Origin of the sequence: Agrococcus sp. TSP3-2-1, assembly GCF_049897585.1 — a bacterium.
In the GTDB taxonomy this organism is placed as follows: domain Bacteria; phylum Actinomycetota; class Actinomycetes; order Actinomycetales; family Microbacteriaceae; genus Agrococcus.
Map to the genome: position 1 here is coordinate 128,753 of NZ_JAFCWN010000006.1, position 20,524 is coordinate 149,276.

Sequence of the window (20,524 nt, forward strand, 5' to 3'; positions counted from 1 at the left end):
TGGGTCGGGTGGGGTGAGTCGTCGAGCGGTCACTTGACGGCGCCTTGCGTGAGGCCGCTGACGATGAATCGCTGCAGCGCGGCGAAGACGACGAGCACCGGCAGGATCACGAGCACGGCGCCGGCCATGAGGTAGCCGTAGCTGCCGGTCTGCCCCTCGATCGTCTGCAGCAGGTTGAGCCCGACGGGCAGGGTCATGGTGTCGACGGAGTCGGTGATGATGAGCGGCCACATGAAGCTGTTCCACTCGCCCACGATCGTCACGAGCGCGACCGTCGCGATCGTCGGTGCCGAGACGGGCACGATGATGCGCCAGAGCCGCTTCATGTGGCCGGCGCCGTCGAGCGCGGCCGCCTCGACGAGATCCCTGGGCAGCGTCTTGAACTGCTGGCGCAGCAGGAAGGTGCCGAATGCTGTGCCGAGCCCGGGCAGGATGATGCCCCAGAGGGTGTTCCGTCCGCCGAGCGCAGAGATCGTCATGTAGTTCGGCAGCAGCGCGGCCTCGGGCGGCACCATGAGCGCGACGAGGATGGCGAGGAAGACGACGCTCTTGCCGCGGAAGTCGATGAACACGAGCGCGTACGCCGTCGTGATCGCGAGCAGCACCTTGATCGCCGAGCCGACGATCGTGACGACGAGGCTGTTGCCCAGCACCGTCAGCAGCGGCACGGTGTCAGCCACGTGGCGGTAGTTGTCGAGCGTCGGCGCTTGCGGCCAGAGCGTCGGATGCGTCGTGACGATCTCCGAGGCGGGCTTGAACGACGCGATCGCCATCCACGCGAGCGGCAGCACGACGACCGCCATCGCGAGCAGGATCGGCAGGTAGCCGCCGAGCACCGTCGCGGCGAGGTTGCGACGGGAGAACGCCTGCCGCCAGCGGGTGGTGTGATCGGAGCTCATGCGTAGTGCACCCGCTTCTCGACGAACCGCATCTGGAACGCGGTGATGGCGAACAGCACGACGAAGAGCACGACCGAGATCGCGGCGGCGTAGCCGGCGTCCTGGTACGGCCCGAAGCCCTGCAGGTACAGCTCGAACACGATCGTGTTCGTGCCGTTGCCCGACGGCGTCATGATCTTCAGGATGTCGAACGCCTGCATCGAGCTGAGGATCGTCGTGACCGTGAGGAAGAAGACCGTCGGCGAGAGCAGCGGCAGCGTGAGCTTGAAGAAGCGGGTGAGCGCCCCGGCCCGGTCGATCCGAGCGGCTTCGATGAGGTCGCGCGGGATGGACTGGAGGCCTGCGAGGAAGACGACGGCGCAGAAGCCGAGGTTCTTCCAGACGTAGACGATTATCACCATCAGGAGCGCGAGGTCGCCGTCGAGGTACCACTCGGGCGAGCGCGCGCCGAACGCGCGCAGCGCGTGCCCGAGCAGCCCGATCTGCGGGTCGAAGATGAAGTTCCAGACCATCCCGACGCCGACGCCGGAGAGCACGTAGGGCGCGAAGATCGCGGTGCGGCCGGCGGTGACCCCGGGGATCCGGTGGTTGAGGGCGAGCGCCACGAGCAAGCCGAGCACCATCGATGCGACCACCGTGACGACCGTGAACGTGATCGTCACGCGCCACATCTCCGCGCCTTGCGGCGAGGTGAACAGCCGCACGTAGTTGTCGAGCCCGGCGCTCGTCGCGGACGTCGCGCCCATGCGCCAGTCGAGCGTCGAGTAGTAGGCGTTGCTCAGCAGCGGGAAGTAGATGAACGCCGAGATGAGCAGCAGGTTGGGCCCGGCGAACGCCAGGACGACGAGCGCATCGCGACGCCGCTGGCGACGGCGATGCGGAGAGGTGGCGGGCACTCGCCGAGGCTCTCGGAGTCGCTTGAACCGCAGTTGTCGTCCGGGCGACGCCGAGGGGTGTTGAAGATGAACCGGCCGTGACGTCCGACCGGCGCGGGAACTACTGCGGCGGCAGGACCACCGCGAGCACCGCGAGGCTCGCGAGCAGGAAGCTGCACAGCGTGCCGACGAGGAACTCCTCCGCCTTCGTGCCGCCCGAGCGGTCGGCCGAGATCTCTGGGAAGCGCACGACGCCCTTCGCCGCGACGAGCCCGGCGATGACGACCGGCATCCCCGCGAGCAGCGATGCGAACACGAGCACGCGCTCGAGCGGGCCCACGATGCGCCCGCCCCGGAAGCCGCTCACGGTCGTCGCGGGCTCGGCCTTGCGCACCACCGCGATCTCCTTGTCGCGGCGCAGCACGCGCCACGCGGTGCTCGGGCTGGGCGGCGGGTCGCTCGGCTCGTCCGTCCGGCGGGCAGCGGCGACCACCGCGCGCACGAGCGCATTGCTCGTCGGCCCGAGGAAGACCAGTGCTGCGCTCGCGACGACGACGACGCTCGGCGCGAGGGCGTCCGCTTGGGCGCTGCCGGCGAGCACGCGAGCGAGCGGCGCGTCCTCGTCGACCGCGGAGCCGTCGAGCAGCACCGCGAGCGCGATCGCGGCAACGGTCAGCACGAAGCCCGAGATCGCGGCGAGGCGCGCTCGAGCAGCGAGCAGCACGGTCGCCACGGTCGAGACGACCAGCGCGACGACGGCAGACGCCCACGGCAGACCCGTCGCGAGGATGAGCGCGGCGATCGCGATCATCCAGCCGGCTCCCGCCCAGATGAGGTCGGCGCCGCGCAGTGCGATGCGGCTCGCTCGCGGACGCGCATCGGCGCTCGGATGGCCGCTCGCGAGCGATCTCGCGCTCAGCGCGAGATGGCCGAGCCCCATCACGAGCATGATCGCTGCCGCGGTCACGACCTGGCCCCCTCGAGCTGACGCAGCATCTCGACGACCGCTGAGGCGCCAGACCGGTGCCAGCTCTGCGAGACCGCCGACTGGCGGATGCCCTCGGCCTCTGCGGTGCGCGCTTGGGGCACCTCCTCCAGTCCGGCGAGCGCGATCCGCTTGTCGCGCGGCCGCATGGAGCCGACGATGTGGTCGCGCAGCAGCAGGAGACCCCGGATGGCCCTCTCCTCGTCGCCGCCGTCATGCAGGAACGTGCTCGTGGCGCGGCTCCGCCCCGAGCGCTGCGCCTGCTTGACGTGATCGATCGCCTCCCGGGCGCGCCACCAGGCGCTGCCGTCCCGGATCGGCACGCTGCCGCTCGCGTCGACGATGCGGTCCTCCCCCGCGCCGATGCCGAAGCGCAGCTCGAGCCCGTCGGGCAGCGAGAGCGCGACGATCGTCGTCGAGAGCACGGCTCGCTCCGCGCTCTCGTAGACGGCCTGGAACTCGTCGCCCACCGCCGCATACGCGGGCACCTCGGCGCCGGCGTGCTCCTCAGCGCGAGCGAAGGCGCGCAGCACCTCCTCCTGCCCGGCCCGCCGGTCGGGCAGCTCGCGCGAGCCGATGATGTCGGCGATCACGGCCACTGCGTCCCGTCCCATGCAGATAAGTGTACGACTGATATCGACGAGCGATCACCTACTACCTTATAAGAGCTCGATATCAGGTGTGCGATCGGCCGCACACCGCGCAACCGCTCGACGTCCAGTGCCGACATATGCCGCGCCGTCACACTCTCGGCCCGTGCGGGTCGGCAACGGCGCGGCGAGCCAGTTCCAGGCCGACGTCGTCGGCGAGGTGATGGTGGCGCTCCCGCAGCTTCGCGCCGCGGGCGAAGAGGAGGATGCGTACAGCTGGGCGATGCAGAAGGGTCTGCTCGACTACGCGGAGGCGAACCTCGATCGGCAGGACCACGGCATCTGGGAGATGCGCGGCGACCTCCACTGCTTCACGCACGGCCGGGCGATGCTGTGGGCCGGGTTCGATTGCGGCGTGCGTGCGGTCGAGGAGGACGGCCTCGACGGGCCGGTCGAGCACTGGCGCGAGCTCCGCGAGCGGCTGCGCGAGGAGATCGACGACCGCGGCTTCGATGCCGAGCTCGACAGCTTCACGCAGCAGCTCGTCGGCTACGCGAACGACCTCGGCCTCATGAGCGAGGAGTACGACCCGGACGCGCAGCGCCTGATCGGCAACTTCCCGCAGGCATTCAGCCACCTCGCGCTCATCAGGGCGACGGATGCGCTGCGGGCGACCGCGGGCGGCGACTGACGGGCGGCTCCCGGCAGTGCGGATGCCGCACGCGACCTTTCGCGGCGGAGCCCTCCCGTTGCAGGATGGAGCTGTCCGACCCGGGAGCGAGGAGTGCGCCGATGCCCTACAACGTCGTGGTCGCGGTCGATGGCGGCACCGCGAGCGCAGCCGCGCTCGACTGGGTGGTCGACCGAGCGCGGAGTGTCGCCATGCATGTCGAGGTCACCACGGTGGTCGACATCGACTGGATCCCACAGGTCAACACGGATCCGGTGCTGCTCGAGCACGAGCGCATCGTCGACGAGGCGGGCAAGCGGATCAGGTTCAGCGGCGTCTCCGCCGAGGTCTCGACGACCGTGCAGCACGCGCGCCGGGTGCCCGGACTCGAGGCGGCCTCGCGTCGCGCGGACCTGCTCGTGATCGGCTCCCACAAGACCCGCGGGGCGGTCGGGCTCATCTACGGCACGCTGCCGCTCGCCGTCGCGGCGAGGACGCACTGCCCGCTCGTCGTCGTGCCCGTCGACTGGCAGCCGGGCGGCGAGCGAGTGATCGTCGGCGTCGACGACGAGACCGGCGCCGCGGCCATGGCGTTCGCGGCTCGCGAGGCGGAGCGCGAGGACGACACGCTCGTCGCGGTCCGTGCCTGGGACGTGCCTCCGCTCGTCAGCGGCGCGTGGGAGGCGATGGAGTCCCCCATCGAGGCGTTCGAGTCGAGCGAGCGGGCCGTGCTCGACGCCGAAGTGTCACGCGTCCACGCGGCACACCCGGACCTCCCGGTCGAGGCGGTGCTCGAGCACGGCCGCGCATCCGTCGTCCTCGCGCAGCGCGCGGAAGGCGCGCGGCTCGCGGTGGTCGGCACGCACGGCCGCGGCAGGCTCGCCGGACTCCTGCTCGGCTCGGTCAGCCACGATCTCCTGATGAACATGCCGTGCCCGGTCGCGGTCGTGCCGACCCCCGGGGAGGCCGGGCACATCGAGCCGACCGAGCAGGCCGCCGCGGAGCCCTGACGCTCCTCACAGCGAACGGCACCCTCGCCGCGCCGCGGGGCAGGTCCGCGAGCTGCGCGCCGAGTGCAGCGTCGGCGCGCTCAGCGCGCGGCGCCCATCGACGCGAGCATCGCGCGCGCGACGCCGTGCTCGATGTCGACCGGCACGCCCTGCGGGCCGGCCGCGAGCCCGCGGTCGGTCGCCACTCGCTCAAGCGAGCGAGCCTGCAGGAAGAAGCCGAGATCCATCGACTGGATGGAGTTGCCCTTGGGTCCCGGCCCGGCGAGGTTGAACATGCGCCCCTCCGCGAGCAGCACGACGTGGCGGCCGTCGCGCTCGATGCGCTCGATCGCCGGCGCGACCTGTCGGCTCGTCGCGCCGTCGCGCAGCGCATCCACGTCGATCTCCCACGGGAAGTGGCCGATGTTCGCGAGCACCGCGCCGTCCGCGAGCATCGGCAGCGCAGCGGCCGGCAGCGCGTCTGGACGTCCGGTGGCGGTCACGACCACTTCAGCCCAGGGCAGCAGCTCCTCGAGGGAGCCGACGCGGTGCCCGTCGAAGGCGGCCTCGAGCGCGGTCACGGGGTCGCGCTCGACGACGCCCACCTTGCCACCGAGCGCCGCGAGGTACTGCGCCACGCCGCGGCCGCACCAGCCGTAGCCGATCACGACGAAGCGGCTCCCCGGCAGCTGCAGGTTGGTGATGCGCATGAGCGACTCGACGGCGCTCTGCCCGACGGCGTGCCGATTCTCACCGATCGCCTTGATGCGCGAGTCGTTGATCACGATCACGGGGAACGGCACGTCGGTGCCCTCCTCGCGCAGCCGGAAGCCGCCTGACGTGGTCTCCTCGGTGCCGCCGATGACCTCGTGCGCGAAGCCGTGCTCGACGGTGCCGAGCGCGAGGTCCGCGCCGTTGTCGAGGAGCACGTCGGGTCGCGCCTCGAGGGTGCGGCGGAGGTTCGCGCGGTGGTCGTCGAGCGTGTCATCGCGGCGCCCGAAGAGGTGCAGGCCGGATGCCTGCAGCGCGGCGACGATGTCGTCCTGCGTCGACCCGTGGTTGCCGGTGCCGACGAGCTGCGCGCCGCCCGTGGCGAGCGTCTCGATCAGCACCGCGGTCTTCGGGTCGAGGTGCAGGGAGACACCGATCGTGCGGCCGGCCAGTGGCCGGGTCTGGGCGAACTCCTCGCGCAGCGCCGCCAGCAGCGGCATGCGCGAGCGGATCCATTCGATGCGGGCAGCGCCCTCGGCAGCGAGCTGCTCAGCTGTGTCGATCATGATGGGACTCTTCCGCTGCGGATCGCAGCGCTCGGGACGTCGCGCTCATCGAGGCGACGGATGCACTTCGTCGCATCCCGTAGGCGCGGATGCCCCGCGCCTGCCTCCATCCTGACATGGCGCCTGAGCGACCGGCACGCACGGGGGCCCGGCGCTGCCTCGCGAAGCCGCAGGCCCCGTGCTCATCCTCATCGACGGGACCACCGTCACCAGCCACCGGACTACTGGCGCAACAACGACAGAAGCCCCGGCCGATGGCCAGGGCTTCTCCCCGATATGAACGATGACGCGGAACATCTATGAACGATGTCCCGCGTCATCACAATGGTGGATCTGGGGGGACTCGAACCCCCGACCCCCTGCATGCCATGCAGGTGCGCTACCAGCTGCGCCACAGACCCGTGGTGTGCTCCTCGGAGCAACCTGAACAGCATACAGGATGAAGCGGGGCTCCGTCACATCGCGCGGGCAGCGTCGGTCAAGCTGGCTGCAGCTCCGGCTCCGACTCCCCCGGCACGACGAGCGCGGCGATGCCCGTCGTCACCGGGATCGCGAGCACGAGGCCGATCGAGCCGACGAGCGTGCGCACGATCTCCTCCACCACCTCGCCCGTCGTCAATTGCAGGTCGGCCGGCGCATCCGTCATCCACATCACCATGAGCAGCGGCAGCGCCGCTCCGACGTACGCGAACGCGATCGTGTAGACGGTCGAGGCGATGTGGTCGCGGCCGATCCGCATCGCTCGGGCGAACAGCTCCGCCCGGCTCGCGCCCGGTGCGACGGCGCGCAGCTCCCACACCGCGGACGCCTGCGTGATGGTGACGTCGTTGAGCACGCCCATGCCGGCGAGCACGAGACCGCACATGAACACGTCCGAGAGGTCGAGCCCCACCTGCTGGAAGAGCACCGCCGACTCCTCCGAGCCCGTGCCCATGATGCGCGACGACGTGGTCGCGGCCCAGGCGATGCCGGCGGTGAGCAGCAGCCCGATGAGCGTGCCCAGCAGCGCCGTGGTCGTGCGCGTGCTGAACCCGTGGGCGACGTAGAGCACGATGCACATCACGACGGATGCGGTGACGAGGGCGACGGGGAGGGCGGGCTCTCCCGCGAGCAGCGCGGGCAGCGTGAAGCCGCCGATCGCGAGGAACGCACCGCCGAGCCCGACGAGCGCCGCGACGCCGCGCCAGCGGGCGACCGCGACCACGGCGCCCACGAACGCGAGCGCGAGCAGGGCGAGCGGGAGCTCACGGGCGAAGTCGACGAAGACGTAGCTCGAGCCGTAGCCGGCGGCCTCTGGCACGTGGAAGACGCGCAGCCGGTCTCCGTCTGCGATCTCCCCCACCGCCTCGGGCGGCACGACCACGTCGATCAGAGCGCCGTCGTCGAGCCGCGCAGGCGCGAGCCCGGTCTCCGGGTCGGCGCTCCCCGTCGCACTCACGTGCATCGTGCCGACGCCCTCGCCGAAGTACGGGGCGCGCTCCGGCAGTGCGTCGGCGCTCGGCCACAGCGCGAGCATGCCGGCAGCCGTCGCGAGCAGCATCGGCGCGAGCGCGAGCCAGAGCAGGAGCCTCGACCGCGCGGTCACGCGCAGCGCGTCGCTGTGGTCATGGCCGTGGCTGTGCCCGGCGGTCGGTGGCGCGATGACGCCTGCGCGCAACTCGTCATCCGGCGGCAACGATCCCGGGCGACGGTCGCTCCAACGCAGGTGCGCGGCTCCGCGCGCACGGCTGCGATGTCGACCCAAGCTGCCTCCCCGATCGCTCAGCAGACTACCAACGCCGCGGCGCGGTGCCCTCGTGCGAACGCGGGCGGGCGGCCCTACGGCCGAGCGGCGCGCGCGACGACGCTCCGCGCGTGCCGCAGGATCGGCTCGTCGACCATCTGCCCCTCGAAGGAGAAGACGCCGGGGTTGCGGGTCGCCGCATCGAGGATGCGGCGCGCGAGGTCGACCTCCACATCCGTCGGCGCGAACGCGCGACGATAGGGCTCGACGTGGCTGGGATGGATCGCCGCCTTCGCGCCGAAGCCCGACGCCGCGGCATCGACCGCCTCGGCGTGCGCGCCCTCGAGGTCCTGGATGTCGGCGCGGATCGCATCGATCGCCGTGATGCCGAAGGCTGCGGCGGCGAGCAGGATGCGGCTGCGCGCGTGCACCGCGACGTCGCGGTAGGCGCCGCTCTCGCTCCGGCTCGACGTGCCGCCGATCGAGGCGACGAGATCCTCGGCGCCCCACATCATGCCGACGACCGCGTCGTGCGCCGCGAGCCGCTCGGCCTCGAGCACGCCGCGCGCCGTCTCGCACAGCACGACGACGCGTGCACCGGGCACCGCGGCCACGACCCGATCGACCTGCTCGGTCGACTCGGCCTTCGCGAGCATGACGGTGCGGAACGGCGACGCCGCGACGGCGGCGAGGTCGTCGTCGAAGCCGGAGGCGGATGCGTCCTGCACCCGCACGATCGTGCGCTCGGGGTCGAGGCCGGCGGCTCGCACCGCCTCGCGAGCCTCAGCCTTGGACCCGGCGCCGACGGCGTCCTCGAGGTCGAGGATGACCGCATCCGATCGCTCGGCCGCCTTCCGGAACCGGTCGGGCCGGTCGCCGGGGCAGAACAGCAGCACGGGGCCCATGCCCAAGGCAGACGAGCTCAGCGCAGCCACGCCGGCGCTCACGCCTCTTCCCCGGGCGATCCCTGCATGAGCACCTTCCGCACGGCGGTTGCGACGAGTTCCCCGTGCTGGTTGAGCGCCCGGTGCTCGAAGGTCGCGATGCCCTGCCCCGGCCGCGACCTCGAGGCGCGCTTCTCGAGCACGCGCGTCTCGCAGTAGATGGTGTCGCCGTGCCGCACGGGCGCGGGGAACGCGACCTCGCTAAAGCCGAGGTTCGCGACGATCGTGCCCTGCGTGAGCTGCCCGACCGAGAGGCCCACCATGGTCGCGAGCGTGTGCATCGAGTTCATGAGCGGCTCCCCGAACTCGGTGCCCTCGCTCCAGGCGCGGTCGAGGTGCAGCGGCTGCGGGTTCATCGTGAGCGTCGTGAAGAGCACGTTGTCGGTCTCGGTCATCGTGCGGCCGGGTCGGTGCTCGTAGACGACGCCCTCCTCGAGCTCGTCGAAGTAGAGGCCCCGCTGCGTGATGCGGCGCTCGCTCATGCGTCCTCCTGCTTCTCGGGCGTGACGGTCGCGAGCTCCTGCCCGCGCGTCACCTGCTCCCCCACCCTCGCACGCACGTGCACGGTGCCGGCGACGGGCGCGCGCAGCACGTGCTCCATCTTCATCGCCTCGACGCTCACGACGGCTTGGCCCTCCTCGACGCGATCACCGTCGGATGCGTGCACGGCGACGACCGTGCCGGGCATCGGTGAGGCGAGGGTGGGCTCCGCGGCGCCGCGACCCCGGTGCGCGCGTGGTGGGGCCTCGACGAGCACGTCGCCGCCCTCCGTCCACACCCAGGTGCCCTCGACCGTCTCGAGCATCGGGCGCTCGATCCTCAGCCGCTCCCAGCGCTCGGTCGAGCCGTCGGCGCGCCGCACCTCGATGTCGACGCCGCGCGACTCCTCGACGCGGTGCTCGTTCGGGTCGTCGATGCGGCGCACGCGCACGGTCGCGATCCCGTCGGCGTCGGCGAAGCGTACGACGTGTCCGACGGCGCCGCCGAGGCGCCAGCCGTCGGCGGCCCATGCACCCAGGAGGCCCAGCCCATGCTGCGCCCGCGCCGCCGCCGCGATCGCGAACCGCTCCCCGTCGTCGGCGGGACGCGCGAGCCGCTCCCCCTCGCGGTCGATGAAGCCCGTGTCGAGCTCGCCCGCGCGCACGCTCGGCTCCTGCAGCAGCGCCCGGAGGAAGCCCCGGTTCGTCACGACGCCGAACAGGTGCATGCCGGCGAGCGCCCGGTCGAGCCGGTCGATCGCCTCCGCGCGCGAGTCGCCGTGCGCGATGACCTTCGCGATCATCGGGTCGTAGCTCGAGCCGACTGCGGTGCCGTGGCCGACCCCCGCGTCGACGCGCACGCGCGGCGGCGCCGTCACGTCGTCGTCGGCGTCGTCCCACGGCCAGTCGACGTCGAGCACGGTGCCGCCGGTCGGCAGGAAGCCCGCCGCGGGATCCTCGGCGTAGATGCGCGCCTCGATCGCGTGGCCCTCGAGCCGCACGTCGTCCTGCGCGATCGCGAGCGGCTCCCCCGCCGCGATGCGCAGCTGCTGCTCGACGAGGTCGATGCCCGTGATTATCTCGGTCACCGGGTGCTCGACCTGCAGGCGCGTGTTCATCTCCATGAAGAACGGCTCGTCGGGCCGATCGCCCGCGACGATGAACTCGACCGTGCCTGCGCCGACGTAGCCGACCGAGCGGGCGGTCTCGACGGCCGCCTGGCCGATCGCGGCGCGCTGCGCCTCGGTGAGGAGCGCGCTCGGCGCCTCCTCGATGACCTTCTGGTGGCGGCGCTGCAGCGAGCACTCGCGCTCGCCGAGGTGGATGACGTTGCCGTGCGTGTCCGCGAGCACCTGCACCTCGATGTGGCGCGGGTTCGAGACGAAGCGCTCGATGAAGAGCGTGTCGTCGCCGAACGCGCTCTTCGCCTCGCGGCGTGCGGCCTGCAGCGCGGCCGGCAGCTCGGCGGGGTCGTCGACGCGGTACATGCCCTTGCCGCCGCCGCCCGCGGCGGGCTTGATGAGCACGGGGTAGCCGACGCGCTCGGCGCCCGCGATGAGCGCCGCATCGTCGAGGCCCGGCTCCGCGATGCCCGGAACGGTCGCGACGCCGCGCGACTCGACCGCGTGGCGGGCGGAGATCTTGTCGCCCATCGTCTCGATGGCGGATGCGCCCGGCCCGATGAAGACGATCCCCGCGTCCTCGCACGCACGGGCGAAGGCGGCGTTCTCCGAGAGGAAGCCGTAGCCGGGGTGGATGGCCTGCGCGCCCGAGGTGCGCGCCGCATCCAGGATCTTGCTCGTCGAGAGATACGTGTCGCGGAGCGCCCCGCTGCCGAGCAAGACGGTCTCGTCGAAGTGCTCGGGGTGCGGCGAGGGGTCGTCGTCGGCGCGCACGGCGACCGAGCGGATGCCGAGGTCGCGGAGCGTGCGCGCGATGCGGATGGCGATCTCGCCGCGGTTGGCGACGAGCACGGTGTCGAACAGGGAGTCCATCTGCATCACATCCGGAAGACGCCGAAGCGCGGCTCGGGCATCGGCACGGCGGTGACGACGTCGAGCGCCAAGCCGAGGATGCGGCGGGTGTCGGCGGGGTCGATCACGCCGTCGTCCCACAGGCGCGCCGACGAGTAGTAGGGGTTGCCCTGCTGCTCGTACTGCTCGCGCACGGGGCGCTCGAACTCGGCCTGCGCATCCGCCGACCACTCCTCGCCCGCGGCCTCGAGCTGCTCGCGCTTGACGGTCGAGAGCACCGACGCGGCCTGCGGGCCGCCCATGACGCTCACGCGCGCGTTGGGCCAGAGCCACAAGAAGCGGGGGTCGTAGGCGCGGCCGCACATCGAGTAGGTGCCGGCGCCGAACGAGCCGCCGACGACGACGGTGAGCTTCGGCACGCGCGTCGTCGCGACGGCGGTGACCATCTTGGCGCCGTGCTTGGCGATGCCGCCGCGCTCGGCCTCCGAGCCGACCATGAAGCCCGTGATGTTCTGCAGGAACACGAGCGGCACACCCCGCTGGTCGCACAGCTCGATGAAGTGCGCGCCCTTCATCGCCGACTCCGAGAAGAGCACGCCGTTGTTCGCGACGATGCCGACCGTGTGGCCGTGCAGCTCGGCGAAGCCGGTCACGAGCGTGTCGCCGTAGCCGGCCTTGAACTCGTGGAACCCGCTGCGGTCGACGATGCGCGCGATGACCTCGCGCACGTCGTACGGCGTCTGGAGGTCGGGCGGGATGACGTCGTAGAGGGTGGATGGGTCGACGGCCGGCGCGCTCTCGTCGTCGAGCGCGCTGAGGGGCGCGTAGGCGAACCAGCCGAACGACTGCGCCTTCGCCGGCACGGCGCCGCTCGCGGCGGCGCGGTCGCCGGGCGGGAGCGCCTCGACCATGTCGCGCACGATCTCGAGCGCGTGCTCGTCGTCGTCGGCGAGGTGGTCGACGACGCCCGAGACCTCGGCGTGCAGCACGCCGCCGCCGAGCGACTCGGCGTCGACGACCTCGCCGGTCGCGGCCTTCACGAGCGGCGGGCCGCCGAGGAAGATCGTGCCCTGCTCGCGCACGATGACGGTCTCGTCGCTCATGGCCGGCACGTAGGCGCCGCCCGCGGTCGACGAGCCCATCACGGCCGCCAGCTGCGGGATGCCCTGGGCCGAGAGCTGCGCCTGGTTGAAGAAGATGCGGCCGAAGTGCTCGCGGTCGGGGAACACCTCGTCCTGCATCGGCAGGAACGCGCCGCCGGAGTCGACGAGCGCGATGCACGGCAGCCGGTTCTCGCGCGCGATCTGCTGCGCGCGCAGGTGCTTCTTCACCGTGAGCGGGTAGTAGGTGCCGCCCTTGACGGTCGCGTCGTTCGCGATCACCATCACGTGCCGGCCGTGCACGAGGCCGATGCCGGCGACGATGCCGGCGCTCGGCGCATCCTGCCCGTCCTTCCCGTAGACCTCCCACGCCGCGAGCGGCGCGACCTCGAGGAACGGGCTGCCGGGGTCGAGCAGCCTGTCGATGCGGTCGCGGGCGAGCAGCTTGCCGCGCGCGACGTGCCGCTCGCGCGACTTCTCGGGGCCGCCGAGCGCCACCTGGGCGAGCCGCTCGCGCAGCTGCGCCACGAGCGCCTCCATCGCCGCGCGGTTGGCGCGGGCCTGCTCCCCCGCGAGGTCGACGCGGGTCTCGAGTCGGTGCATGGCCCTACCGTGCCATGCCGTGGCCGAGAGCCGGCATCAGCGCGCCAGCGCGAGCGCCGGGCGCTCGAGCACAGCGGCGATGTCGGCGAGGAAGCCCGCCGCCTCGCGGCCGTCGAGCACGCGGTGGTCGAACGAGACGGTCACGGTGCACACGTCGCGCAGCACGATCTCGCCCTCGTGCTCCCACGGCATCCGCCGCACGGCGCCGAGCGCGATGATCGCCGACTCCCCCGGGTTGAGGATCGGGATGCCGCCGTCGACGCCGAAGACGCCGACGTTCGAGATCGTGATGTTCGACGACGTGAGCTCGGCCATCGTGAGCGAGCCCTCGCGGGCGCGCGTCGCGCGGTCCTTGATCGCGGCCGTGAGCGCCGACGCATCCATCGACTCCGCCTCGTCGATCGAGGCGACCACGAGCCCGCGGTCGGTCGAGACGGCGATGCCGAGGTTGATGTGCGCGAAGCGCTCGAGCTCCATCGTGTCGGCGTGGAAGGCGGCCGTCACGTCGGGCCAGCGCTTCGCGGCGAGCAGGATCGCCCGGCTCGCGAGCGCGAGGAACGACGCGTCGCCCGAGCGGGCGAGCGCGAGCGTCTCGGTCACGTCGACCTGGTGGAACGTCGCGGCGTGCGGCACGGTGAGCGCCGATTGCGTCATCGCGGCGGCGGTGTGCTTGCGCAGCCCCGTGACCTTCTCGCGCGTCGACGCGGGCTGCGGCTGGGCCTGGGGACCGGATGCGGTGCCTGCGGTCTCGAGGTCGGCGCGCGTGACGAGGCCGTCACGGCCCGAGGGCCGCACCGACTGCAGGTCGATGCCGCGCTCCTTCGCGAGCTTGCGGACGGGCGGCATCGCGCGGTTGGGGCGGCCGCTCGGCCGCTCCTGCCGCGTGAAGGGCTCGACGTCCCACGCGCGGCGCTTCCTGGTGGGCTTGCCGCCGTGCACGGTGATGTGGCCGACGAGCACCGAGACCTTCTCGGGCTTCTCCTCCGGCGCCGGGGCGTCGCGCACCTCGGCGACGGTCGCGTCGGGCGTCGCGACCGGGCCGCCCGCGGGCGAGGGTGCGGGATCGTCGTGCGCCGACGCATCCGTGGCCGACGCACCCGACCCCGACGGCGCAGGCGCGTCATCGCCCGCGACATCGAAGTCGATGAGCGGCGCGCCGACGTCGACCGTCTCGCCCTCGGCGGCGTGGAGCTTCGCGATCGTGCCCTCGTAGGGGCTCGGCAGCTCGACGACGGCCTTCGCCGTCTCGATGTCGGCGAGCGGCTGGTTGAGCTCGACCGCGTCGCCCTCCTTGACGCGCCACGCGACGATCTCGCTGTCGGTGAGGCCCTCGCCGAGGTCGGGCAGCAGGAACGTCTTCATCGTGCGGCTCCCAGTGCGGTGACGGATGCGTAGTCGAGCTCGGTGCGCGAGTTGCGGCGGCCGAGCGTGCGGTCGACCGCGTCGAGCAGCCGGTCGAGGCTCGGCAGGTAGTCGTGCTCGACGGCCGACGGCGGGTAGGGCGTGTCGTAGCCGGTGACGCGCTCGGGCGGCGCCTCGAGGCTCGAGAAGGCGCGCTCGACGACCGAGGTGATGAGCTCGGAGGAGACGGATGCCTCGGCGGGCGCCTCGTGCGTGACGACGAGCCGGCCGGTGCGGCGCACCGACTCGACGACCGTGTCGACGTCGAGCGGTGAGATCGAGCGGAGGTCGATCACCTCGACCTCGATGCCCTCGTCGGCGGCGGCGATCGCCGCGCGGAGCGCCGTCTCGACGGTCGGGCCGTAGGCGGCGATCGTCACGTCGCGACCGCTCGCGACGACGTTCGCCGTCTCGAGGTCGCGGACGACCGAGCGGTCGACCTCGCCCTTCGTGTAGTACTTGCCCTTCGGCTCGAAGAACAGCACCGGGTCGTCGCTCGCGATCGCCGCGCGCAGCGTCGAGTACGCCTCCTGCGGCGTCGACGCGGTCACGACGCGGAGGCCCGCGGTGTGGGCGAAGTACGACTCGGGGCTCTCGGAGTGGTGCTCGACCGAGCCGATCGCGCCACCGTAGGGCACGCGGATCGTGAGCGGCATCGTGACGCGGCCGCGCGAGCGGTAGCGGAGCTTCGCGACCTGCGCGACGATCTGGTCGAACGCGGGGTAGATGAAGCCGTCGAACTGGATCTCCGTCACCACGCGGAAGCCGCGGTAGCTCATGCCGATCGCGGTGCCGATGATGGCCGACTCGGCGAGCGGCGAGTCGATGACGCGCTGCGTGCCGAAGCGCGCCTGCAGGCCGTCGGTGACGCGGAAGACGCCGCCGAGCTGGCCGATGTCCTCGCCCATGAGCAGGACCCGGTCGTCGCCCTCGAGGGAATCTGCGAGGGCCGCGTTGACGGCCTTCGCGAGCGTGAGCGTCTCGGTCACTTGCTCTCCTCCGCGAGGCTCGCGACGAACGCGAGGTGCTCGGCGCGCTGGCGCTCGAGCCGGCGGCTCGGCTGCGCGTAGACGTTGTCGAAGATCTCCTCGGCGGCGGGCGGCTCGGCGTGCTCCGCGGCGGCGCGGAACTCCTTCGCGAGCCGGTCGGCGCGCACCTTCGCCTCGGCGCGCACAGCGTCCATGTCGACGCCGCAGCGAGCGAGCGCGCGCTCGACGCGGTCGATCGGGTCCTTCGCGACCCACTCCTCGACCTCCGCCTCGTCGCGGTAGCGCTTCGGGTCGTCGGTCGTCGTGTGGGGGCCTCGGCGATAGGTGACGGCCTCGATGAACGTCGGGCCGCCACCCGAGCGCGCGCGCTCGACGGCGATGCGGCCGGCGGCGAGCATCGCGAGCACGTCGTTGCCGTCGACGCGCATCGACGGGATGCCGAAGCCGGTCGGGCGCAGCGCGAGCGGCAGGCCGCCCGACTGCACGGCGACGGGCTCGGAGATCGCGTACTGGTTGTTCTGGCAGAGGAAGATCACGGGCGCCTGGAACGCGGATGCCCACACGAGCGCCTCGTTGACGTCGCCCTCGCTCGTGGCGCCGTCGCCGAACGCGGTGAGCGCGACCTCGTCCGACCCATCCATCTTCGCCGCCATCGCGTAGCCGACGCCGTGCAGGCTCTGGGCGCCGATGATGATCTGCGAGGGCGCCATGTTGATCTCGTGCGGGTCCCAGCCGCCGTGCGCGTAGGCCTTCCAGATGCGCGCGAACTCGGCCATGTCGGCGCCGCGCAGGAGCGCGAAGCCGTGCTCGCGGTAGGAGCCGAAGACCCAGTCGCGCTGCTCGAGCGAGCGGGCGGCGCCGACCTGCGCGGCCTCCTGGCCGAGCAGCGGCGGCCACAGCACGAGGTGGCCCTGGCGCGTGAGGGCGAACGCCTCGGTGTCGAGGCGGCGCACGCGCACCATGTCGAGGTAGAGGTCGGCGAGCGCCGACTCGTCGATGTCGCCGAGGTGGGCGTCGAGCAGCGGGTCGTGCAGGCGGGTGCCGTCGAGGTCGAGGACGCGCAGCGGGCAGTCGAGGCCGGCGGCGAGCGCGGGGTCGGGAGCGGGCACGGTGATCGACACGAGCGAACCTCCTTGTTCGAAGCGCCTGGTGGGCGCCGGTCGGATCGGCCAGGCTGGTGCGCCTCGTCGATCGTGGGGAGACCGTATCGCCGGAAGTCACTCCGCGCAATCTGCGACACGCAGGCTGCGCGGTGCGCGCATTCCGCGGGCGCATCGGCTGCGCTAGATTGCGCAGCATGCGCATCGTCGATGACACCGACCGCCGGATCCTGCTCGAGCTCACGCGGCATCCGCGCATCACGAACGCCGCGATCGCCGAGCAGCTCGGCCTCGCGCGCAACACGGTGCAGAACCGGGTGGCGGCGCTCGAGGCGTCGGATGCGCTGCAGGGCTTCGACCGCAGGTTCCACGCCGCGGCCCTCGGCTACCCCCTCACGGTGTTCATGGCGACGCACGTCGACCAGCCGCGCATCGACGAGGTCGTCGAGCAGCTGCGGCGGATCCCCGAGGTCGTGCAGGCGTTCGGGCTCTCGGGCCAGGCCGACGTGCTCGTGCGCGCGGTGTGCCGCGACGCGGAGGACCTCTACCGCATCAACAAGCTCGTGCTCGCGTGCGACGGGGTCGAGCGCACCGAGACGTGGCTGTCGATGGGCGAGCTCATCCCCTTCCGGCTCGCCCCCGTGCTCGAGCGGGACCTGCAGGCGCGCTGAGACCCGACGCGGTCGACCCGCTCGCGCCGACGCGGTCGCCTCCGCGGACCCCACCTCGGCGGCGGGACCCGAGATCTCGGGTCCGCGCGCCGAGATCGGGTCCGCGTCGCCTCGCGTCGCAGCCGGCTACTCGGCGAGCTGCTTCCCGAGCGCGTCGAGGCGCTGCCGCAACGCCGGTGCGTCGGCGGCGTCGCGGTCCTCGAGCGACGCCACGTTGAGCTCGGCCGCCCGCAGCGCGACCGCCGCGGCGCCGCGCACGAGGTCGGCGCCGCCGAGCACGTCGCTCTCGAGCGTCGGCTTCACGAGCGGCTCCGCCTCGCGAGCGAGCGCGAGCGCGTCGACGAGCGCTGCCGCGAGGTCGAGCGGCACGGCGGCGGCCCGGGCGAGCGCCCGCTCGGCGTCCGCACCACCGTCCGCGTCGATCACCTCGGCGAACGCTTCGACGTCCGCGTCGGCAGCCGCCACCACGCGCTCGACGAGGGCCTCTCCCCTGGCGCGTGCCGCAGCGCATCCGTCGTCGTCGGTGATCGTGAGCGCCTTGAGCACGAGCGCGATGCCGAGCGCGCCGGCGACCGCGGCCGCCGCGCCGCTGCCCGGCGTCGGCTCGGCCGAGGCCGTGCGCAGCAGCAGCTCGTCGGCACGGTCGGTCCACACGCTCTCGCCCATGGAGCGCGACCATACCCGGCGGTTCCCGAGGGCCCGCCCGGAATGCCCCGCGAGCGAGGGCGTTGCCTCCCGTGGAGGAACTCATGGACACCATCGACCTGCTGCCCGACGCCACCGACATGGGCCCGGTGATGCTCAAGACCGCGAAGCTCGCTCGGCTCGTGCACTGGTACACCGCCGGGGTCGGCCTCGAGCACATCGCCGAGCGCCCGGGCGTCGTCGAGCTCGGCGTGGGCGGCCGCACGATCCTCGTGCTCGAGGAGGCGCCCGACCTGCGCGGCCCGAACCCGGCCGACGCGGGCCTGTTCCACACCGCGATCCTCTACCCGACGCACGCCGCCCTCGCCGCCGCGGTCGTGCGGATGACGCAGATCCCCGGCATCCAGTTCGCCGGCACCGGCGACCACCACGTCTCCGAGGCGTTCTACTTCGCCGACCCCGACGGCAACGGCGTCGAGCTCTACGTCGACCGACCGCGCGACCAGTGGCGCTGGGAGGGCGGCAAGGTCTACATGACGACGGAGTTCATCGACCCGAACCGCTTCGTCAGCGAGCACCTCGACCGCGGCTCGTTCGGGCAGTCGGCGACGGCGCCGATCGACGCGAAGGTCGGCCACGTGCACCTGCAGGTCGGCGACGTCGCGACCGCGCGCGACTTCTACGTCGGCGCGCTCGGCTTCGCCGAGACCGCCTCGCTCGGCAGCACGGCGCTCTTCGTGAGCGCGGGCGGCTACCACCACCACATGGCGATGAACGTGTGGAACTCGCGCGGCGCCGGTCGCCGCGCCGACACGCTCGGGCTCGGCCGCGTCGAGATCCGGGTGCCCGATGCGGATGCGCTCGGCTCGGCGCGCGAGCGGCTCGCGTCCGCGGGCGTCGCGGTCGCCGACGACGGCCAGAGCCTCCGCTTCGAGGACCCGTGGGCGAACGTCATCACGCTCACGCCCTCGCTCGCGGGCTAGGCAAGCAGACAGCGCGGATGCGTCCGGCGCGGTCCGTGCGGACCGGGCCGGACGCATCCGTCGTCGTGGGCGCCGCTACTTGATGAAGAGCGCCTTCGTGTCGAGGTCGCCCCTGTTGAAGCCCATCGGCAGCACCTCGCCGCGGAAGAACGCCGGGCGCAGCTTGCGCATGATGAGCATGAGCACGACGCCCAGCAGCAGCATGCCGACGCCGAGGATGCCGACGAGGCCGACGCCGCCGATCTCGGAGCCCGAGCCGTAGGCCGGGTCGAGGCTGTCGACGAGCGTCTGCACGAAGAGCACCACGAGCATGATGCCGCCGAGCAGCGGCGCGAGCAGCTGCACCAGGAACGCCTTGACCCCCGACGAGGTCGACGTCTTGCGGAAGTACCAGACCGCGCTCAGCGCCGTCAGGCCGTAGTAGAAGCACACCATCATGCCGAGCGCCGTGATGGTGTCCCACAGGACGTTCTCGCTCACGAAGCGCATGACCGCGTAGAAGCCGCTCGCGACGAGCGCCGAGACGACCGCCGCGAAGCCGGGCGTGCGGAAGCGCGGGTGCACGGTCGCGAAGCGCGCGGGCACGGCGCGGTAGTGCCCCATCGCGAGCAGCGTGCGTGCCGGTGAGAGCGCGGTCGACTGCAGCGACGCCGCCGACGACGTGAGCACCGCGAGCGAGACGAGCCAGGCGATCGGCCCCATGATCGGGTCGGAGAGGAAGAACAGCACGTTCTCCTGGATGTCGGCGTTGCCGAGTCCGAGACCGGTGTCGCCGACGCCTGCGAAGGCGAGCAGCGCGATCGCGAGCAGCAGGTAGAGGCCGAGCACGATGACGATCGTGATCGCGGCGGCGCGGCCGGGCGTGCGCGCCGGGTCCTTCGCCTCCTCGTTCATCGTGAGCACGACGTCCCAGCCCCAGAAGATGAAGATCGAGAGCGACAGGCCCGCGATGACCGCGCTGACCGACGGCGCCTGGAACACGCTGAACCACGACGGGTCGATCGGGGTGTGGTCGAGCGCCTCGCCGGAGGAAGCCCGCACGAGTGCGGTGATGCCGAAGGCGAGCAGCACGAGCACCTGGAAGGCGACGAGCGCGAGCTGCAGGCGCTGCGTGGTCTCGATGTCGCGGTACGAGATGAACGTCGCGGCCGCCATGAACGCGAGGCACGTGATGACGTTGATGAAAGGGTTCGCCGCGAGCTCGGCGATCGACTCGTTGCCCGTGATCTGCGCGAGCAGCAGGTAGAGGAAGTCGACCGCGATGCCCGCGAGGTTCGAGAGCACGAGCACGGTCGCGATCACGAGGCCCCAGCCGGCCATCCAGCCCACGTACGGGCCGAAGGCGCGGGTGGCCCACGTGAACGAGGTGCCGGCGTCGGGCATCGCACGGTTGAGCTCGCGGTAGCCGAACGCCACGAGCAGCATGGGCACGAAGCCGAGCAGGATGATGGCGGGCACCTGCACGCCGACAGCGCTCACCGTCGGGCCGATCGCCGCGGTGAAGGTGTAGGCGGGCGCGATCGTCGAGACGCCGATCACGACGGCCCCGAGCACCCCGACGGTGCCGGGCGCGAGGCCCTTGTTCGAGACGGCGGCGTCGGCCGCTCGTGTTGCAGTCACCTTTGACT

General features: G+C 72.2%; 19 protein-coding genes and 1 tRNA gene. 4 read left to right on the forward strand and 16 right to left on the reverse strand.

Translation table 11 applies throughout. The features are described 5' to 3' along the window. Window positions 1-29: 29 nt before the first annotated feature. The 4 genes from ACP7BI_RS10340 to ACP7BI_RS10355 form a co-directional block, all read right to left on the reverse strand. Complete coding sequence (locus ACP7BI_RS10340; protein ID WP_425845874.1) at window positions 30-899, reverse strand: carbohydrate ABC transporter permease; 870 nt, start codon at window positions 897-899, stop codon at window positions 30-32. After that, window positions 896-1,795 carry a carbohydrate ABC transporter permease gene (locus ACP7BI_RS10345; protein ID WP_425845876.1) on the reverse strand — a complete coding sequence of 300 codons (900 nt, stop codon included), beginning with the start codon at window positions 1,793-1,795 and terminating at the stop codon, window positions 896-898. Before ACP7BI_RS10345 ends, ACP7BI_RS10340 begins: the two co-directional genes overlap by 4 nt. Window positions 1,796-1,895: 100 nt before the next feature. Beyond that, window positions 1,896-2,741, reverse strand: a complete 846-nt coding sequence (locus ACP7BI_RS10350; protein ID WP_425845879.1) for a hypothetical protein — start codon at window positions 2,739-2,741, stop codon at window positions 1,896-1,898. Next, window positions 2,738-3,373, reverse strand: a complete 636-nt coding sequence (locus ACP7BI_RS10355; protein WP_425845880.1) for a SatD family protein — start codon at window positions 3,371-3,373, stop codon at window positions 2,738-2,740. Before ACP7BI_RS10355 ends, ACP7BI_RS10350 begins: the two co-directional genes overlap by 4 nt. 142 nt (window positions 3,374-3,515) lie before the next feature. Between ACP7BI_RS10355 and ACP7BI_RS10360 the strand changes: the two genes are divergently transcribed. Together ACP7BI_RS10360 and ACP7BI_RS10365 are read left to right on the forward strand one after the other, a co-directional pair. Beyond that, window positions 3,516-4,040, forward strand: coding sequence for a glycoside hydrolase family 15 protein (locus ACP7BI_RS10360; protein WP_425845882.1), 525 nt, complete (start codon window positions 3,516-3,518; stop codon window positions 4,038-4,040). Window positions 4,041-4,141: 101 nt separating this feature from the next. Then, window positions 4,142-5,029: a universal stress protein gene (locus ACP7BI_RS10365; protein WP_425845884.1), complete on the forward strand. Its 888-nt coding sequence runs from the start codon at window positions 4,142-4,144 to the stop codon at window positions 5,027-5,029. 80 nt (window positions 5,030-5,109) lie between these two features. Here the strand turns inward: ACP7BI_RS10365 and ACP7BI_RS10370 are convergent, their stop codons facing one another. From ACP7BI_RS10370 to ACP7BI_RS10415, 10 genes are all read right to left on the reverse strand, one after another. After that, window positions 5,110-6,285, reverse strand: a complete 1,176-nt coding sequence (locus ACP7BI_RS10370; protein ID WP_425845885.1) for an adenosylhomocysteinase — start codon at window positions 6,283-6,285, stop codon at window positions 5,110-5,112. A gap of 325 nt (window positions 6,286-6,610) precedes the next feature. Next, a tRNA-Ala gene (locus ACP7BI_RS10375) sits at window positions 6,611-6,686 on the reverse strand. A gap of 77 nt (window positions 6,687-6,763) precedes the next feature. Next, on the reverse strand, window positions 6,764-7,942 hold the full coding sequence (locus ACP7BI_RS10380) for a YibE/F family protein (RefSeq protein WP_425845887.1): 1,179 nt from the start codon (window positions 7,940-7,942) through the stop codon (window positions 6,764-6,766). A 161-nt stretch (window positions 7,943-8,103) separates the two neighbouring features. Then, complete coding sequence (locus tag ACP7BI_RS10385) at window positions 8,104-8,943, reverse strand: HpcH/HpaI aldolase/citrate lyase family protein (RefSeq protein ID WP_425845889.1); 840 nt, start codon at window positions 8,941-8,943, stop codon at window positions 8,104-8,106. 8 nt (window positions 8,944-8,951) lie between these two features. Then, window positions 8,952-9,434, reverse strand: a complete 483-nt coding sequence (locus ACP7BI_RS10390; protein ID WP_425845892.1) for a MaoC family dehydratase — start codon at window positions 9,432-9,434, stop codon at window positions 8,952-8,954. Continuing rightward, window positions 9,431-11,425, reverse strand: a complete 1,995-nt coding sequence (locus ACP7BI_RS10395) for a biotin carboxylase N-terminal domain-containing protein (protein ID WP_425845894.1) — start codon at window positions 11,423-11,425, stop codon at window positions 9,431-9,433. The genes ACP7BI_RS10390 and ACP7BI_RS10395 overlap by 4 nt, the downstream gene beginning before the upstream one ends. Window positions 11,426-11,430: 5 nt before the next feature. Further along, window positions 11,431-13,107: a carboxyl transferase domain-containing protein gene (locus tag ACP7BI_RS10400; RefSeq protein WP_425845896.1), complete on the reverse strand. Its 1,677-nt coding sequence runs from the start codon at window positions 13,105-13,107 to the stop codon at window positions 11,431-11,433. 36 nt (window positions 13,108-13,143) lie between these two features. Beyond that, a complete protein-coding gene (locus tag ACP7BI_RS10405; protein ID WP_425845899.1) occupies window positions 13,144-14,469 on the reverse strand; it encodes a dihydrolipoamide acetyltransferase family protein in 1,326 nt (441 codons plus the stop codon). Continuing rightward, window positions 14,466-15,497, reverse strand: a complete 1,032-nt coding sequence (locus ACP7BI_RS10410) for an alpha-ketoacid dehydrogenase subunit beta (protein ID WP_425845901.1) — start codon at window positions 15,495-15,497, stop codon at window positions 14,466-14,468. The genes ACP7BI_RS10405 and ACP7BI_RS10410 overlap by 4 nt, the downstream gene beginning before the upstream one ends. After that, on the reverse strand, window positions 15,494-16,618 hold the full coding sequence (locus ACP7BI_RS10415; protein WP_425845903.1) for a thiamine pyrophosphate-dependent enzyme: 1,125 nt from the start codon (window positions 16,616-16,618) through the stop codon (window positions 15,494-15,496). The genes ACP7BI_RS10410 and ACP7BI_RS10415 overlap by 4 nt, the downstream gene beginning before the upstream one ends. A gap of 176 nt (window positions 16,619-16,794) precedes the next feature. On the opposite strand from ACP7BI_RS10415, the gene ACP7BI_RS10420 reads away from it, so the two are divergent. Continuing rightward, the gene (locus ACP7BI_RS10420; protein ID WP_021011006.1) at window positions 16,795-17,268 is read left to right on the forward strand and encodes an Lrp/AsnC family transcriptional regulator; all 474 of its coding nucleotides are present in this window, start codon (window positions 16,795-16,797) and stop codon (window positions 17,266-17,268) included. Window positions 17,269-17,394: 126 nt separating this feature from the next. On the opposite strand, the gene ACP7BI_RS10425 is transcribed toward ACP7BI_RS10420, so the two are convergent. Next, window positions 17,395-17,934 (reverse strand): cyclodeaminase/cyclohydrolase family protein, encoded by a 540-nt coding sequence (locus ACP7BI_RS10425; protein WP_425845905.1) that lies wholly within the window; start codon window positions 17,932-17,934, stop codon window positions 17,395-17,397. A gap of 83 nt (window positions 17,935-18,017) precedes the next feature. On the opposite strand from ACP7BI_RS10425, the gene ACP7BI_RS10430 reads away from it, so the two are divergent. Beyond that, the gene (locus ACP7BI_RS10430) at window positions 18,018-18,896 is read left to right on the forward strand and encodes a VOC family protein (protein WP_425845907.1); all 879 of its coding nucleotides are present in this window, start codon (window positions 18,018-18,020) and stop codon (window positions 18,894-18,896) included. A 75-nt stretch (window positions 18,897-18,971) separates the two neighbouring features. Here the strand turns inward: ACP7BI_RS10430 and ACP7BI_RS10435 are convergent, their stop codons facing one another. Next, window positions 18,972-20,516, reverse strand: a complete 1,545-nt coding sequence (locus ACP7BI_RS10435) for an APC family permease (RefSeq protein ID WP_425845909.1) — start codon at window positions 20,514-20,516, stop codon at window positions 18,972-18,974. Window positions 20,517-20,524 lie beyond the last annotated feature (8 nt).